The sequence below is a fragment of the Streptomyces sp. NPDC053665 genome, from assembly GCF_055585285.1.
Genome location: NZ_JBVJKK010000008.1, coordinates 158,818 through 173,767, shown reverse-complemented (window position 1 = coordinate 173,767; position 14,950 = coordinate 158,818). Strand labels below are relative to the sequence as shown.

Here is a 14,950-nt window from a genome sequence, read left to right as displayed (position 1 = left end):
AAAGGCACTTTTCGTGCGTAACACCGCCAAGATCACCACCGCCGTCCTCGCCGCCGGAGCCCTCACCCTCGGGCTCGGCGCCTGCGGATCGGGCGACTCCGGCTCCGGTTCCGACGGGCCCCTCGTCGTCGCCGCCAGCCCGGCCCCGCACGCCGAGATCCTCACCTTCGTCAAGGACAACCTGGCGAAGAAGGAGGGCCTCGACCTCGAGGTCAAGGAGTTCACCGACTACGTCACGCCCAACACCGCGACGCAGGACGGCTCCGTCGGCGCCAACTACTTCCAGAACAAGCCGTACCTCGACGACTTCAACAAGAAGAACGGCACCGACATCGTGCCCGTCGTCACGGTCCACCTGGAGCCGCTCGGCCTCTACTCGAACAAGGTCGACAAGGTCGAGGAGCTCAAGAGCGGTGCGACCGTCGCCGTCCCCAACGACACGGTGAACGAGGCCCGCGCCCTCAAGCTCCTGTCGGACAACGGGCTGATCACGCTCAAGGAGGGCGTCGGCAACGCGGCGACCCCGGCCGACATCACCAAGAACCCCAAGAACCTCAAGTTCAAGGAGCTGGAGGCGGCCCAGACCCCGCGCTCCCTCGACGACGTGGACGCCTCCGTCGTCAACGGCAACTACGCCCTGGAGTCCGACCTCAAGCCCTCCGAGGACGCCCTGATCCTGGAGTCCCCGAAGAACAACCCCTACGGCAACTTCCTCGCCGTGAAGAAGGGCAACGAGGACGACCCGCGCGTGAAGAAGCTCGCCAAGCTCCTCACCTCGCCCGAGGTCAAGAAGTTCATCCAGGACAAGTACGAAGGCTCTGTGCTCGCCTCCTTCTGAGCCCGCGAACGGCACCCGCGCGCACGGGGCCCCGCCTCACGGCCGAGGCGGGGCCCCGTGGTGCGCACAACTGCTTTCATGCTGCATGCTGGGCAGTTCAGCATGCCCTGAAGGTTCACCGAAGGTTACGGAGCGGCGCATGACGAGCACCTTCCCCAACGTCTCCATCAGCACGGAGCGGTTGGTGCTGCGTCCACTCGACGAGGACGACGTCCCCGCCCTGGCCGCGATGATGAACGACGAGCAGGTGGCGGCCTGGACCTCGGTCCCGCAGCCCTTCACGGAGGCCGACGCCCGGACCTGGATCACCGAGTACGCCCCCACCCAACGCGCCCGGGGCCGCGGACTCGACTTCGCCGTCACCGAGTTCCTCACCCAGCGCCTGGTCGGCCTCGTCCAGCTCGGGAAGACCAACTGGCACGTGCGCTCCACCGAACTGTCGTACATCATCGCCCCCTGGGCCCGCGGCGAGGGCTACGCCTCCGAATCCGCCCTCGCCACCGCCCAGTGGCTCTTCACGGACCAGAAGTTCGAGCGCATCGAGCTGCGCACGGCCGCCGACAACACCGCCTCCCAGCAGGTCGCCCAGAAGATCGGCTGCATCAGCGAGGGCGTCCTGCGCAACGCCTGCATAGCCCGCGCCCGGGCCGAGGACGGCACCTGGGCCGACGTACGCACCGACTTCATCGTCTGGAGCCTGCTCCCGGAGGACCTGGAGGGCGTCGGGGAGCAGCTCCGCGACGGTTTCACGTCCTTCGGCGACTGGAACTGAGCGCCCCCACCCGCGACCGGGCGGCCGCCGCGACACCGGCGCCCCCTCCCACATCCCCACCGGGTACCCTCACCAAGCCCGCCCCCGGGCGGCTTCCCCCGACGACGACACGCAGAAGACCTGCGCGACCCCCAGGAGACTGACGACGATGGCCGACCGGGTCACGGTGATCGGCTGGGACGGTTCGCCGCTGACCGCCGCGGCGAGCGCCGCCCTCGGCGCCGCCACGCTGGTGGCGGGCGCCGCCCACCATCTGGCGCTGCCCGAGGTGCCCGCCGGCGCCGAACGCATCCGCCTCGGCAGCGTGGCCCTCGCCGCCCGCCGCATCGCCGCCCACCGCGGCACGGCCGTCGTCCTCGCCGACGGCGACCCCGGCTTCTTCGGCGTCGTACGCACCCTGCGCGCACCGGAGTTCGGCCTCGAGATCGAAGTCGTGCCCGCGGTCTCCTCGGTCGCCGCCGCCTTCGCCCGGGCCGGAATGCCCTGGGACGACGCCCAGGTGGTCGTCGCGCACCGGCGCACCCTGCGCCGCGCGGTCAACGTGTGCCGCGCCCACACCAAGGTGGCCGTCCTCACCTCGCCCGGCGCCGGCCCCGCCGAACTCGGCCTGCTCCTCGAAGGAGTCCACCGCTCCTTCGTCGTCTGCGAGGAACTCGGCACCGACCGCGAACGCGTCAGCGTCGTCACCTCCGACAAGGCCGCCGACCACACCTGGCGCGACCCCAACGTCGTCATCGTCCTGGGCGGCCCCGTCCGGCCCGAGACGGCCGGGGAGAACGGCGGCTGGATCTCCGGCCGCGACCCGTCCACCGGACCGCGCGGCTGGACCCTGCCCGCCGGCACCTACGACGGCGTCCCCGGCGAGGGCGAGACGCAGCTGCTGCGCGCCTCCCAACTCGCCCGCCTCGGACCGCGCCTCGGCGACCTCGTCTGGGACATCGGCTGCGGCGGCGGCGCCTTCGCCGTCGAGGCCGCACGCGCCGGTGCCGGTGTCATCGCCGTCGACAGCGACCCGGACGCCTGCGCCCGCACCGACGCCGCCGCCCGCCGCCTCGGCGTCCCGCTCCAGGTCGTCCACGGCACCGCCCCGCACGTCCTGGAGAACCTGCCCGAGCCGGACGTCGTCCGCGTCGGGGGCGGGGGAGCGGCCGTGGTCTCGGCCGTCGCCGACCGGCGCCCCGAGCGCATCGTCACGCACGCCGCCACCCGCGACGCCGCCGAACTCGTCGGCCGCGATCTGACCGAACACGGCTACACCGTCGAGTGCGCCCTCCTCCAGTCCGTCGAACTCGACACCGGGGCCTGGACGGAGAAGGAGCGGAGCGTCGCGTTCCTGCTCAGCGGGGTCCTGCCGAAACGCGGCGTCTGACCCGGCGACCGTCCCCGTGATCGGTTTGTCGTACTGCGCGCGGTAGGCTGGCCGATCGCTGCACCGCACCCGGACGCCCGGCACTTCGTCGGCCAATGTCCAAAAAGCCCGCCCGTTTTGGGGTGGGTGTGGTACGGCAGAACCGAAGGACGCGCAACGTGGCGCAGTCCACAGCGGAACCGTCGCGGATCATGCTGCCGTGAGGGTGGTACGGCCGCAACAATGCCACTGAGTGGCTTTGTCGCCTTTTCCGGCGGGCCGTTCGTGCCGCTGGGGACGCACGCTCGTTCTTCACAGCGGGGCGGTCGGTGCGCCGTTCCGGCGAGCTGGTCGTAGGAGCACTAACCGATGGGCGAGGGGTACGCATGACCGACACCGGCCAGGTCCCGGGCGAGGGACTGCCGGAGAGCGCAGGCATGGTGGAGCAGCCGGGCGCCTCCGCGCACGGTTCGTACACCTACCTCTCCGACGACTCCACCGAGGACGAGGACCTGTTGCTGCCGGGCGCCCAGGGCGCGTGGGGCAACGAGGTCCCGCCGCCCGCGCCGGAGCCGGTCGTCGAGACCGTGCACCAGCCGGGCCCGCACGAACTCTCCGGCCGCGACAGCGGCTCGGTCGACCTCGGTGGCGTCCGTCTGCCCGATCCGCCGCCCATCCCGCCCGTCTCCCCGCGCCGGCCGCTCCACCTCGGCCCGCCCCTGCCCGACAGCTCCGCCAGCCCGGTCCGCTCCCTCGCCGACCGCGGCCCCGCGGACGCTCCGGTGCGCCAGCCCGCCGTCGCGCAGGCGGTGGGCCCCGAGTACCTGGACGCGCCCCGGGCCGCCGAGACGCCCGCGGGCGCGCCCTGGGGCGCGCAGGGCGCGGCCCAGGTCCCGATGGGCGCGGGGGCGCTCCCTGCGGAAACGGTTGTTCCGGAAGCGGGAGTTCCGGGAGTGGCCCCGGCGGGCACGGCCCAGGCGGTCGCCGCCCCGCAGGCCCCGTACCCGGCCGATGCCCCGCAGGCGGCACAGCCCGCGCAGGCCGAGCCGCAGGTGCCGGCGCAGGCCGGGGCCGTCGACCCCGCCGCGGGCGCCTCGCAGGACGCCGGGCAGCTTCCGGCCGCCGAGGCCGCGGCGGGCGTGAGTGCCGTGCAAGCCCCGGCAACCGGTGCCGGGGCTCCCGGGGAGGCGGGACCGCTCGCCGAACCCGCGGGCCAGGCACCCGCCGAGGAGGATCGAGCAGGCGCCGTCGCCCCGGAACCCGACGCTGCCGTACAGGCTGCCGTACCGGGCCTCGCACCCACCGGACCCGAGGGAGCCGCCCCGACTGCCGCCGAAGCCGGGGCGGTTCAGGAGCCTGTCGCGCCGCAGGCCGCGGTGGCCGAGCCCACCGGGCAGGCCGAAGCGGCGGTGTCCGGAGCCGCGGACGCCGTGCAGCCGGGGGCGGTTGACACCGAGCCGGGCGCCCAGGCCGCGGTTCCGGCCGAGCAGGGGCCGGTGCTCGCCGAGTCCGCTCCGGTTCAGGTGGAGCAGGTCCCGGCCGCTGCCGGACAGGGCCAGGCGCTTCCCGGCCAGAGCCCGACGCCCGCCGACCAGGACTCAGCTTTCGCCGACCAGCATTCGGCTTCCGCCGACCAGGATTCCGCTTCCGCCGAGCAGGGCGCGGCTTCCGCCCACCAGGACACGGCTTCCGCTGTGCAGGGCACCGCTGTTGCCGAGCAGCCCTCGACCGTCGTCGAGCAGGGACCCGTCCCTGCCGAGCAGGCCCCGGTCGCGGCCGAGCAGCCTGCCGTCGCCGTCGACCCGGCGTCGGCCGCGGCCCCCCAGGCGGCTGTCGCCGCCGAGGCGCCCGGCGCGGCGATTGCCGCCGCGGAGGCGGCCATCCAGGCCGCCGGGACGGTGGCCGCGGCCACCACCCCGGTTCCCCAGGAGCCGGTCCCCTCCTCCCCGGCGACTCCGGCCCCCGCAGCCGTGACGACTGCCCAAGCCGCCCCGGCCCCCGAGGGCACCCCAGCCCCTCAGGGCACTCCGGCCACCGAGGGCACCCCAGCCGCCGAGGGCACCCCGGCCCCCGAGACGGCTCCGACTCCCACTGCCGTCCCCGCCCCGGAGACCGCCCCGGCTCCCGGGACTGCCCCGGCGTCCGGAACCGCTTCGGTCCCCGGGACGGCCCCGGCGCCCGAAGTCGCACAGACTCCCGAGGCCGCCCACGCGCCCGAGGCCGCCCACGCACCCGAGACCGCCCCGGCCCCCGCGGCCGCGGCGGCTCCCGAACCCGTCCCCTTCCCGGAAGCCCCGGCTGCCTTGGCCCCCGAACCTGCCGTCGTGACCCCGCCCCAGGCGCCCGCCGAAGTCCCGGCCGGTGGCGTCCAGGCCGTTCCCGGGGCCGAGGTGCCGACGGCCGGCGACGCGGCCCTGCCGGCGCCGGCCGCACACGCCCCCTCAGCCCTCGAGGCACAGGCCGCCCAGGCAACGACGCCCACACCGCAGGCGACGGCCCCCCAGCCGGCCGCCGCCGAGGAACCCGCACCCGCAGCGGCCGGCCCGGAAGCACCGGCCCAGTTGGCCGCCACTCCCGAGGACACGGCCGCGCCTCAGGCGCCCGAGGCCGAGCAGGCCCAGCCCGGCGCCCTCGCCCAGAGCGAAGCCCTCGCCCCGGCCAGGCCCGCCACGGCCCCGGCAGCCGAGCCCGCGCCGGCCCCCGCGGACGCGGAAGGCACCGCCGAACCGGTCGGCCCGACGGCGTCGGCCACCGCCCACGTCACCGTCGTCCTCCCCGCCCCCGCGCCGGAGGCGGGCGGCACGCAGCCCGTGCAGGGCCCGCAGCAGTCGCAGTCCGCGCAGCCCGGAGCCCCCGAAGCCGTCGTCCCCGTGCCCGCGCCCCGCGACGGCGACGGCGACACAGGGATCGCCCAGAGCGCCGACGACCTGGACACCCGGGCCGCAGATCAGGAAGACCTGGAGGACCAGCAGAACCAGAGAGAAGAGAGCGCGGCAGCCGTGGCAGAAGCACGCCCCTCCACCGGCCCCGCCGCCCCCGGATACGACCCCGCCGAGCGCGAGGCCGTCCTGAAGGTCATGCGCGAACGCCGGGACATCCGCAACGGCTTCCGCAGCGACCCCATCCCGCACGAGGTGCTGCTCCGCGTCCTGGAGGCCGCCCACCACGCGCCCTCCGTGGGCCACTCGCAGCCCTGGGACTTCGTCGTGATCCGCTCCGCCGACACCCGGCGGGCCATGCACGAGCTGGCCATGCGCCAGCGCGACGCGTACGCGAAGTCCCTCCCCAAGGGCCGGGCCAAGCAGTTCAAGGAACTGAAGATCGAGGCCATCCTCGACACGCCGGTGAACATCGTCGTCACCGCCGACCCGACCCGCGGCGGCCGCCACACCCTCGGCCGCCACACTCAGCCCCAGATGGCCCCGTACTCCGCCGCCCTGGCCGTGGAGAACCTCTGGCTCGCCGCCCGCGCCGAAGGACTCGGCGTCGGCTGGGTCAGCTTCTTCGACGAGCGCGAGATGGTGCGCGCGCTCGGGCTGCCCGAGCACCTCGAGGTCATCGCCTATCTGTGCGTCGGTTACGTCGACGAGTTCCCGGACGAGCCCGAGCTGTTGCAGGCGGGCTGGTCCAAGCGCCGCCCGCTGTCGTGGGTCGTGCACGAGGAGACGTACGGCCGACGCGCACTGCCCGGAGAGGAACCGCACGACCTGCTTGCCGAGACCGTGGCGCAGATCCGCCCGCTGGACGCCAAGGCGCTCGGCGAGGCGTGGGAGCGCCAGAAGCGCATGACCAAGCCGGCCGGAGCGCTCGGCATGCTGGAGATCATCTCCGCCCAGCTGTCGGGTCTGTCCCGCCAGTGCCCGCCGCCCATCCCGGAGCCCGCCGCCGTGGCGATCTTCGCGGGCGACCACGGCGTCCACGCCCAGGGGGTCACCCCCTGGCCGCAGGAGGTCACCGCCCAGATGGTGGCCAACTTCCTCGGCGGGGGCGCCGTCTGCAACGCCTTCGCGACCCAGGTGGGCGCCGAGGTGTGCATCGTGGACGTGGGCGTCGCCGCCGACCTCCCGGCCACCCCGGGGCTGCTGCCCCGCAAGATCCGGGGCGGCACGTCCGACATGACGACTGGCCCCGCGATGACCCGCGAGGAGGCCCGGCAGGCCATCGAGGTCGGCATCGAGACCGCCCGCGACCTCGTCGCCGCCGGGAACAAGGCCCTGCTCACCGGTGAGATGGGCATCGGCAACACGACCGCGTCGGCCGCCCTGATCTCCGTCTTCACGGGCGCCGACCCGGCCGAGGTCACGGGCCGGGGGACCGGCATCAACGACGAGACCCTCGCCCGCAAGACCGAGGTCGTCCGCCGCGCGCTGGAACTGCACCAGCCGGACCCGGCCGACCCCATCGGGGTGCTCGCCGCGATCGGCGGTTTCGAGCACGCCGCCCTCGTGGGTCTCCTCCTCGGCGGCGCCTCGCTGCGCACCCCGGTGATCCTGGACGGGGTCAGCGCCGGTGCCGCCGCCCTGGTCGCCCGGGCGATCGCCCCGGAGGTCCTGGCCGCGTGCATCGCGGGCCACCGCAGTGCCGAGCCGGGCCATGTGGCGGCCCTCAACAAGCTGGGCCTGCGCCCCCTGGTCGACCTGGACCTGCGCCTCGGCGAGGGCACGGGCGCCCTGCTGGCCCTGCCCCTGGTGCAGAGCACGGCCCGGGCGATGCACGAGGTGGCCACGTTCGACTCCGCGGGAGTGACCGAGAAGTAGGGTCGAACCGTTTCCGGTGGCTTTGCGCCCGGCCGGGGTGCTCAGCCACCGGACACCTGTGCCGCGCGGAGGCCCGTGCGGCTTAAAATCCGCACGTCAGGGCCGCTGCCGAACCCGCCCCCCTTCAGGAGCCCCACCACCATGGCCGAACACCCCGCCTACCCCGTAGGCCTCCGCCTCGCCGGCCGCCGCGTGGTCGTCCTGGGCGGCGGCCAGGTCGCCCAGCGCCGTCTGCCCGCCCTCATCGCGGCGGGCGCGGACATCGTCCTGGTGTCCCCGGAGGTCACCCCCTCGGTGCAGGCCATGGCCGACGCCGGGGAGCTCACCTGGCACCGGCGCCGCTACGAGGACGGCGACCTGGACGGCGCCTGGTACGCCCTCGTCGCCACCAGCGATCCGGAGGCGAACACGCTGGCCTCGGCCGAGGCGGAGCGCCGGCGGATCTGGTGCGTCCGCGCCGACGACGCCGACGCGGCCACGGCCTGGACCCCGGCCAGCGGCCACAGCGAGAGCGAGGGCGTCACGGTCGCCGTCCTCACCACCGACGCGCGCGAGCGCGACCCGCGCCACATCGCCGCCATCCGCGACGCCGTCGTGGAGGGTCTGCGCGACGGCACCCTCGTCGCCCCGCACCAGCGCACCCGCACGCCCGGGGTCGCCCTGGTCGGGGGCGGTCCCGGCGACCCGGACCTGATCACCGTGCGCGGCCGCCGCCTGCTCGCCGCGGCCGACGTCGTCATCACCGACCACCTCGGCCCGCGCGACCTGCTCGCCGAGCTGCCCCCGAACGTCGAGGTGATCGACGCGGCCAAGCTGCCGTACGGCCGGTTCATGGCACAGGAGGCCATCAACAACGCCCTGATCGAGTACGCCAGGCAGGGCAAGGCCGTCGTGCGGCTCAAGGGCGGCGACCCGTTCGTCTACGGGCGGGGCATGGAGGAGGTCCAGGCGCTCGCCGAGGCCGGCATAGCCTGCACGGTCGTGCCGGGCATCTCCAGCTCGATCTCGGTCCCGGGCGCCGCCGGCATCCCGGTCACCCACCGCGGGGTCGCCCACGAGTTCACGGTCGTCAGCGGCCATGTCGCCCCCGACGACGAGCGGTCCCTGGTCGACTGGCCGTCCCTCGCGAAGCTCACCGGCACGCTCGTGATCCTCATGGGCGTGGGCACGATCGGGAAGGTCGCCGAGACGCTCGTCGCCCACGGCCGGTCCCCCGACACGCCCGTCGCCCTGATCCAGGAGGGCACGACGGCCGCCCAGCGCCGGGTGGACGCCACCCTCGCCACCGTCGGGGAGACCGTACGGACGGAGAACGTGAAGCCCCCGGCCGTCATCGTCGTCGGACCGGTCGTCACGGTCGGCCCCAAGGCCGAGCTGCCCCCGAACACCGTCGAACCCCTCCCGTAGGACGGCGGGGCGTCACCCGCCCCGAGCCGTCGCACCACTTCCAGGACAAGGCAGTACAACGCTGTGGCCGATCTCATCACCGTCGAGGACCCGGACGACCCGCGCCTGCGCGACTACACCGGCCTGACCGACGTGGAACTGCGCCGCAGGCGTGAACCCGCCGAGGGCCTGTTCATCGCGGAGGGCGAGAAGGTCATCCGCAGGGCCGGGGACGCCGGCTACGCGATGCGGTCGATGCTGCTGTCGGCCAAGTGGGTCGACGCCATGCGCGACGTGATCGACGAGGCGCCCGCGCCCGTCTACGTCGTGGCTCCCGAGCTCGCCGAGCGGGTCACCGGCTACCACGTGCACCGGGGCGCCCTCGCCTCCATGCAGCGCAAACCCCTGCCCACGCCGGACGGCCTGCTGCGCACCGCCCGCCGCGTGGTCGTCATGGAGTCGGTCAACGACCACACCAACATCGGCGCGATCTTCCGCTCGGCCGCCGCCCTCGGCATGGACGCGGTCCTGCTCTCCCCGGACTGCGCGGACCCCCTGTACCGCCGCAGCGTCAAGGTCTCCATGGGCGCGGTCTTCGCCGTCCCGTACGCCCGCCTGGACACCTGGCCCCAGGACCTGCGGCAGGTCCGCGAAGCGGGCTTCACCCTGCTGGCCCTGACCCCCGACGAGCGGGCCCGGTCCCTGGACGAGGTCGCCCCGCACACCCTGGACCGGGTGGCGCTCATGCTCGGCGCCGAGGGCGACGGGTTGTCCTCCCGGGCCCTGGGCGCCGCCGACGCGTGGGTGCGCATCCCCATGTCCCACGGCGTCGACTCCCTCAACGTGGGCGCGGCGGCGGCCGTGGCCTTCTACGCCGTGGCCACCGGCCGGCCCACGGCCTAAGGGACCGCTCCGCCCTACGACCGGTGGCCGGGGGGCGCCGGGTCCTGCTGCACCCGGTCCTGCCGTACGCCGGGTCCGTCGCCGCCGAGTCCCCGCGCCGGGCCCTGGCAGCCCTGGACCAGGGCGATGCCGACCGCGACCAGCAGGGTCACCACCACGAACACGAACAGCCGCTGGCGCAGCAGCCGCGGGTTGGCGGGCCGCAGGCCGGTTCCGGTGTTGCGCTGTGCGGGCCGCCCCGTGCCGCTGTGCGGGCCGGGCCGGCTGCCGGTGCCGGAGCGGGTCCCGTTGCGTCCGGTCGGCGTCGGCCGCGTCCCGGACCGCGACGGTGTGGCGCCGCGGGCGGCGCCGGTACCGCGCCCCGCGGTCCGGCCGCGGGTGCCCGCGCCCGCCGGACGCTTCGCACCGCCCTGGCCCCGGGTCCCGCCGCGCAGGGCGGATCCGCTCTGGGAGCCCGGGCCGTCCTGCGCGGCGAGGCCCTCGCCGGGCCCGGACACGCGGCGCGGCGGGGGAGTGCCCCGGCCCCGCTGCGGCCCGGACGGCGCCGGCGGGCCCTGCCTGCCCCGGCCGCGGTCCGGGTAGGTGTCGACGGGCCGCTCGCCGTCCCCGCCGCGCGGCGCCGGCGGCCGCACACCGGCGAGATCCTGGGACTCGCGGGCCGCGATCTCCTTGAGCCGCAGCGACAGTTGGAGCGTGCTGGGCCGCTCCTCGGGGGTCTTCGCCAGACACGCCCGCACCAGCGGGGCCAGGGCGTCGGGCACGCCGTGCAGCTGCGGCTCCTCGTGCACGACGCGGTACAGCATCACCTCGGAACTCCCGTGCCCGAAAGGCGAGTCGCCCATCGAGGCGTAGGCGAGCGTGGCACCGAGGGAGAACACGTCGGTGGCCGGCGTGACGGCGGCACCGCGCACCTGCTCCGGTGCGAGGAAGCCCGGCGAGCCGACGGCCGTACCCACGTGGGTCAGCGTCGAGGCCCCGGTCGCCCAGGCGATGCCGAAGTCGATGATCCGCGGGCCCTTCGGGGACAGCAGGATGTTGGACGGCTTCAGGTCCCGGTGCACCACCCCGGCCTCGTGCACCGCGACCAGGCCCTCCGACAGGGCCGCTCCCACGGCGGCGACGTCGGCGGCGCCGAGCGGCCCCTCCGCGGCGACCTTGTCGTGCAGGGAGGGGCCGGGCACGTACTGGGTGGCGAACCAGGGGCGGTCCGCGTCGAGGTCGGCCGCCACGAGCCGGGCCGTGCAGCCGCCGCGGATCCGGCGGGCGGCGGAGACCTCACGGGCGAACCGCGAACGGAACTCCTGGTCCTCCGCCAGATCCGGCCGGATGACCTTCAGCGCGACCCGCTGCCCCTTCTTGTCGGAGCCCAGGTAGACCACGCCCATCCCACCCGCGCCGAGCCGTCTGTGAAGCCTGAACGAGCCGACGACGCGCGGGTCCTCGCGCCTCAGGCGCATCATCGCCATGTTCATCCCCGCTGCCCGGTCCTGTGACGAGCCACAGCTTACGTTTCCACGGCCGCCCGCGCGCAGAGGCCGCGCCCTCTCGGAGTGATGGATTGTCAGTGCGGGGCGGACGACGTGAAAGGTGGTCAGGGAGGGCGCGGGAAGGCGGACTTAAGGTCTCCGATGACCTCAACCACCCGTCGCGGAGGGGTGATTGATCCTGTGCGGGGTGACCGGACGGAGACGGCCGTGGACGCGGGGGACGCACCCCGTACCCGCGACCCGGTGGCCGGTGGGACGGGCCGCCGGGCGGACACGGCGGTGCGCCGGGGTGCCGTGGAAGTGAGCGAAGTCACGCGCCGGTCGTGCCGGTGCGGCGCGCGGGCGGCGGGGGGAAGCCCTGGTGGAACGGCCGGTTCCGAGGGAGGTGGGACGGGGCAAAGCGGGACGACTCGGGCGTCCCGTCGGGGAAGACCCTGAGAGCCGTGCCCGCGTCTCCACCCAGGGGAGTACGCCGCAGGTGGCGGCTCATCCTCCGGGAGGCCCGGCAATCGGTACGAGGGCATGACGCCCGCGCGTCGCGCAGAACCTAGATTTGAGGTCAAGCGGCGGGTGGCAGCACTCGTCCCCCGAGGTCAGACGCCCGCCGCTGCCGACGACAACGGAACACGGTCAGGAGAGGACCATGGCCCACACGGCTGCGCGGACGCTGATCCGCGAGGAGGGACGCAAGGCGTACGCCGCCGCGTTCCGTCCGCGCCGCCAGGGCCGGCGTCACCCGGTGGTGGCGACGTTGATGGCCCTTCCCCTGGCGGTCCTGCTCCTCCTCGTCTTCGACGGGTGGGAGACAGTGGCCACACAGGCGTCGTCCGTGGGCGAGATGCTGGGGCGCTGAGCGGCGACCCCAGGCCCGGAAGAGCGGTCCGGGCGGGGACATCCACCCATGAAACCCCGTGGGGACGGGGGTGCGGCGGACGGCACAAATGCCGGCGCAGCTGGGGAGCTGCGCCGGCATTGCTGTTCCCGGGAGGCGAAGAGGCCCGCAAGCGCTAATGGCGGCCCGCGCACTGCCCGCCTCCCGGGCCGCGGCGCACAGCATCCGCCACCGCCCTGCACCGCGCCTGCCGACTCGGCGATCTCGCCCGGTCCGGGGAGGCGAAGAGGCCCGCAAGCACCGACGGCGGCCCGCGCATTCGCCCTCCTCCCGGGCGGCGACGCACAGCATCCGCCACCGCCCCCTCCCGGGTCGCGGCGCACGAAACCCGCCGCCGCCCTCCATCGTGCCCGCCGACCCGGCGATCTCACCGGTCCCAGGATGCGAAGAGGCCCACAAGCACCCACGGTGGCCCGCGCACTCGGCCCCGCTGGAGCCGCGGCGCACACAACCCGCCGCCCCCTCCCCGGCCGCGGCGCACAACACCCGCCACCGCCCCCCTCCCAGACCACGGCACACAGCACCACCCCCCCACCGCCCTGCACCACGCCCGCCCGGCCCGGCGTAATCTCACCCGGGACCGCCACCGCCCGGCAGCAGGGGAGCCCCGTGACGTCCGACTCCGGTCCGCTCGTGGCCGCGCTTCTCGCCGAGGCCCGGGCCGCCGCGCACGCGCGTTTCCGCGCGTGTCCCTGCGGCGCGGTCACGCTGGCCGACCGGCCCGACGGTCTCGTCGTCCGGCACGCGGACACCGTCGCCAAGGCCCACGCCCCGGACACCCACCCGGCCGGGCTGGCCGGTCGTCTGGCCCTCGCCCAGCGCCTCCCGGGGATCTTCCTGCCCCCGCTCACCCCGGCACCCCTGGACCTGCACGACCGCCTCGTGACGCTCTGGCCGTACGGTGTGCCGGTGGACCCGGCGGATCCCGACGCCGCGCCCTGGGAGGAGGCCGGCGCGCTGCTCGCCCGCCTCCACCGGGCCCCGGTCCCCGACGGGCTGCCGCCCATGCGCGGACCCGCCAAGGCCGCCCTGGCCGTCACCCGCCTCCGCCGGGCGGTACCGGGCCCCGCGACCGCCGCCGTCCTGCGCGCCTGGGACACCCTCCCGCCCTGGGCCCGGGAGGACGCGCCGATGCCCGGCACCGGCACCCTCTGCCACGGCGATCTCCACCTCGGCCAGCTCGTACGCCACCCCACCCCCGGCGGCCCCTGGCTGCTGATCGACGTGGACGACGCCGGCGTGGGCGTCCCGGCCTGGGACCTGGCCCGTCCGGCCGCCTGGTACGCCTGCGGCCTGCTGCCCCCCGGCGAGTGGACCCGCTTCCTCGACGCCTACCGGCGGGCCGGGGGACCGGCCGTACCCGCCGAGGGCGACCCCTGGCCCGCGCTGGACGTCTGCGCCCGAGCCCTGACCGTGCAGACCGCGGCCCGGGCCGTGGTGAAGGCGGCCGCCGCGGGCCGCGACCTGGACGAGGTGGAGCGGGCGATCGTGGACGCCTGTGACCGAATGGCGATCTCCCCGCCGCAGTTGACGCAGGTGAACCGGGCGTAGGGTGCAACCGACCAGCGCGGGACGGAGTCTGTCCTGGCGAGACGTGAAGCAGGACCGACCGGCTAGGAGTTGACCGACCATGCAGTGTCCGAAGTGCCACGCACCGATGCACACGTACAACCGCAACGGTGTCCAGATCGAGCAGTGCAGCGGCTGCCGCGGGATCTTCCTGGACTACGGCGAGCTGGAGTCACTGACCCGTCTGGAGTCCCAGTGGTCCCAGCCGGCGCCGCCGCCCCCGCCCGCCCCGCAGGCCTACCCGGCCCCTCCGGCGCCCGCCTGGGGCGCCCCGCACGGCGGCCACGGCCACCACGGTCACCACCGCCACAAGAGCTTCGGGCACATGCTGTTCTCGTCCTGAACCACGCGACGACAGGAGCCCCCGGCCGCTAACGGCCGGGGGCTCCTGGGTGGTGTGGACGATACTGGGATTGAACCAGTGACCTCTTCCGTGTCAGGGAAGCGCTCTCCCGCTGAGCTAATCGTCCTGGGGACCATGACCACTGCGAGCAGCGGACCATGGGCACTGCGTGCGCGATACTGGGATTGAACCAGTGACCTCTTCCGTGTCAGGGAAGCGCTCTCCCGCTGAGCTAATCGCGCGGGACGGATCTTCACGATCCAGTGGACGATACTGGGATTGAACCAGTGACCTCTTCCGTGTCAGGGAAGCGCTCTCCCGCTGAGCTAATCGTCCTTGGAGGTGGAGACGGGATTTGAACCCGTGTAGACGGCTTTGCAGGCCGTTGCCTCGCCTCTCGGCCACTCCACCAGGAGTGTAGGGGGCCGGGAAGCCCCCTCTTCCTTCGAGCGGACGACGAGGTTCGAACTCGCGACCTCAACCTTGGCAAGGTTGCGCTCTACCAACTGAGCTACGTCCGCCTGTCGTTTCGGACCGCTCCCGCGGCCCGGCGACGTGTTGAACTCTAGCGGATTCCGGTGCCAGTACAAAAACGCGTTTGCGCAGCGTGCTGCACCTGCCCTGCTCAGGGACCTCGCGAGGACCCCGTGGGGGA

General features: G+C 74.5%; 10 protein-coding genes, 5 tRNA genes and 1 pseudogene. 10 read left to right on the top strand and 6 right to left on the bottom strand.

Annotated features, from left to right (window positions below):
- Window positions 1–13: 13 nt before the first annotated feature.
- The 6 genes from ACZ6ZN_RS28830 (at window position 14) to ACZ6ZN_RS28805 (ending at window position 10,004) form a co-directional block, all read left to right on the top strand.
- Entirely contained in the window at window positions 14–838 is an 825-nt protein-coding gene (locus ACZ6ZN_RS28830; RefSeq protein ID WP_451879123.1) for a MetQ/NlpA family ABC transporter substrate-binding protein, read from the top strand.
- Between the two features lie 139 nt (window positions 839–977).
- Window positions 978–1,610 (top strand): GNAT family N-acetyltransferase, encoded by a 633-nt coding sequence (locus ACZ6ZN_RS28825; RefSeq protein ID WP_398110655.1) that lies wholly within the window; start codon window positions 978–980, stop codon window positions 1,608–1,610.
- Between the two features lie 148 nt (window positions 1,611–1,758).
- Window positions 1,759–2,979, top strand: coding sequence for a precorrin-6y C5,15-methyltransferase (decarboxylating) subunit CbiE (cbiE, locus tag ACZ6ZN_RS28820; protein ID WP_451879122.1), 1,221 nt, complete (start codon window positions 1,759–1,761; stop codon window positions 2,977–2,979).
- A 365-nt stretch (window positions 2,980–3,344) separates the two neighbouring features.
- Entirely contained in the window at window positions 3,345–7,715 is a 4,371-nt protein-coding gene (gene cobT / locus ACZ6ZN_RS28815) for a nicotinate-nucleotide--dimethylbenzimidazole phosphoribosyltransferase (protein ID WP_469650703.1), read from the top strand.
- Between the two features lie 141 nt (window positions 7,716–7,856).
- Window positions 7,857–9,122: a uroporphyrinogen-III C-methyltransferase gene (gene cobA, locus ACZ6ZN_RS28810; protein ID WP_451879120.1), complete on the top strand. Its 1,266-nt coding sequence runs from the start codon at window positions 7,857–7,859 to the stop codon at window positions 9,120–9,122.
- Between the two features lie 63 nt (window positions 9,123–9,185).
- On the top strand, window positions 9,186–10,004 hold the full coding sequence (locus ACZ6ZN_RS28805) for a TrmH family RNA methyltransferase (RefSeq protein WP_469650701.1): 819 nt from the start codon (window positions 9,186–9,188) through the stop codon (window positions 10,002–10,004).
- A gap of 14 nt (window positions 10,005–10,018) precedes the next feature.
- On the opposite strand, the gene ACZ6ZN_RS28800 is transcribed toward ACZ6ZN_RS28805, so the two are convergent.
- Window positions 10,019–11,476: a serine/threonine-protein kinase gene (locus ACZ6ZN_RS28800; RefSeq protein WP_469650699.1), complete on the bottom strand. Its 1,458-nt coding sequence runs from the start codon at window positions 11,474–11,476 to the stop codon at window positions 10,019–10,021.
- A 195-nt stretch (window positions 11,477–11,671) separates the two neighbouring features.
- Here ACZ6ZN_RS28800 and ACZ6ZN_RS28795 point away from each other — a divergent pair.
- The 4 genes and pseudogenes from ACZ6ZN_RS28795 to ACZ6ZN_RS28780 form a co-directional block, all read left to right on the top strand.
- Window positions 11,672–11,933, top strand: a pseudogene (locus ACZ6ZN_RS28795) (hypothetical protein); the annotation flags it as partial.
- Between the two features lie 201 nt (window positions 11,934–12,134).
- Window positions 12,135–12,344 carry a hypothetical protein gene (locus tag ACZ6ZN_RS28790; RefSeq protein WP_369197422.1) on the top strand — a complete coding sequence of 70 codons (210 nt, stop codon included), beginning with the start codon at window positions 12,135–12,137 and terminating at the stop codon, window positions 12,342–12,344.
- Between the two features lie 648 nt (window positions 12,345–12,992).
- Window positions 12,993–13,934 carry a phosphotransferase family protein gene (locus ACZ6ZN_RS28785; protein ID WP_469650697.1) on the top strand — a complete coding sequence of 314 codons (942 nt, stop codon included), beginning with the start codon at window positions 12,993–12,995 and terminating at the stop codon, window positions 13,932–13,934.
- 79 nt (window positions 13,935–14,013) lie between these two features.
- A complete protein-coding gene (locus tag ACZ6ZN_RS28780) occupies window positions 14,014–14,295 on the top strand; it encodes a TFIIB-type zinc ribbon-containing protein (protein ID WP_398110663.1) in 282 nt (93 codons plus the stop codon).
- 55 nt (window positions 14,296–14,350) lie between these two features.
- Here the strand turns inward: ACZ6ZN_RS28780 and ACZ6ZN_RS28775 are convergent.
- From ACZ6ZN_RS28775 to ACZ6ZN_RS28755, 5 genes are all read right to left on the bottom strand, one after another.
- Window positions 14,351–14,422, bottom strand: a tRNA-Val gene (locus ACZ6ZN_RS28775).
- Between the two features lie 43 nt (window positions 14,423–14,465).
- A tRNA-Val gene (locus tag ACZ6ZN_RS28770) sits at window positions 14,466–14,537 on the bottom strand.
- Window positions 14,538–14,559: 22 nt separating this feature from the next.
- Window positions 14,560–14,631 (bottom strand) — tRNA-Val (locus ACZ6ZN_RS28765).
- A gap of 1 nt (window position 14,632) precedes the next feature.
- Window positions 14,633–14,706: transfer RNA gene (locus tag ACZ6ZN_RS28760), tRNA-Cys, on the bottom strand.
- A gap of 37 nt (window positions 14,707–14,743) precedes the next feature.
- A tRNA-Gly gene (locus tag ACZ6ZN_RS28755) sits at window positions 14,744–14,816 on the bottom strand.
- Window positions 14,817–14,950 lie beyond the last annotated feature (134 nt).